We start from the raw sequence: 905 nt of genomic DNA, 5'->3' as shown, positions 1-905 counted from the left end.
GCCGAACTGCCGCTTGATGATGCGAAACGGGTGCTCCACCCTGGCACGGATGCTGGCTTTCATGTATTCGATGTTGATGGGGTCCGCTTGGAAAAAGGAAATTATCCTACGCTAAGCGCATTTTTTGCACAGATGGCTACCGACTGAACGTAACGTGTGAGTCATGATCAGAAATGTGTTAACTCTAGGAATTGACACGACTTACTGTTCGATGGGGAAATCATGTTTAGCTATCTCAAGGCTATGTATCATCAATCAAAAATTCAGGCTGAACTCAAGGCACAGATACATGAACAAACTACGGTTAATGCTATCTGTCATCACCCTGAATCAATCGAGATCATTGCGGTTTGTTCGACTGATGCGTATTACCGAAAACGTAAGGACGCTGCTTTTCTGACAACCTGTTCTGTGCTCATGCGTACTTTAAAAGATGAATCCGTACCGATGGTACTACGGAAAACAGCATGGCGATTATTGAACGAAAGATACCAACGAATTAAGTTAAATCAGGCTTATAGGATAGAAAATTTCTTGCTTGTTGCCGATTTTGAATATGCTCTCGAAGAACATGATGAACTAGCAGAGTAGTACTAGTGAGGCGATGAATACCGACAGTTAACGTGCATGTGACTTAAACGTCCGAAACCGAACGATTACGTACAGCATGTAGACAACATGTCCGAAAGTAAGCAAAACCATTAACGGACAGCCGGATCATTTCGTACATCCCTTACGGTCAGGGGTTCGCGCTCAATGGAACGAAATCACCCGTTAGCTTAAAACGCTTAACGTAGGATAATTTCCTTTTTCCAAGCGGACCCGCTCAAGAAGCTGCTTGCCGAAGCCATGCTGGATAAAGAGGCGCTTCAGGTGGCTCTTGGGCGAAAGTACTGACGACAGAC

1 protein-coding gene and 1 pseudogene are annotated in these 905 nt (G+C 44.8%); one reads left to right on the top strand and one right to left on the bottom strand.

What is annotated here, in order from left to right; genetic code table 11:
• Positions 1-78: pseudogene (locus OGY18_RS02915) on the bottom strand (hypothetical protein); the annotation flags it as partial.
• 144 nt (positions 79-222) lie between these two features.
• Here OGY18_RS02915 and OGY18_RS02910 point away from each other — a divergent pair.
• The gene (locus OGY18_RS02910) at positions 223-591 is read left to right on the top strand and encodes a hypothetical protein (RefSeq protein WP_032242306.1); all 369 of its coding nucleotides are present in this window, start codon (positions 223-225) and stop codon (positions 589-591) included.
• Positions 592-905 lie beyond the last annotated feature (314 nt).

Source organism: Citrobacter sp. Cpo142 (genome assembly GCF_030332425.1).
Taxonomy (GTDB): domain Bacteria; phylum Pseudomonadota; class Gammaproteobacteria; order Enterobacterales; family Enterobacteriaceae; genus Citrobacter; species Citrobacter portucalensis.
The sequence above is the reverse complement of the archived record's forward strand: the minus strand, read 5'-3'. Positions and strand labels throughout refer to the sequence as shown.

Coding starts and splice junctions, on each gene's coding strand:
- OGY18_RS02910 (WP_032242306.1), top strand. CDS start 223: ATGTTTAGCTATCTCAAGGCTATGTATCATCAATCAAAAATTCAGGCT.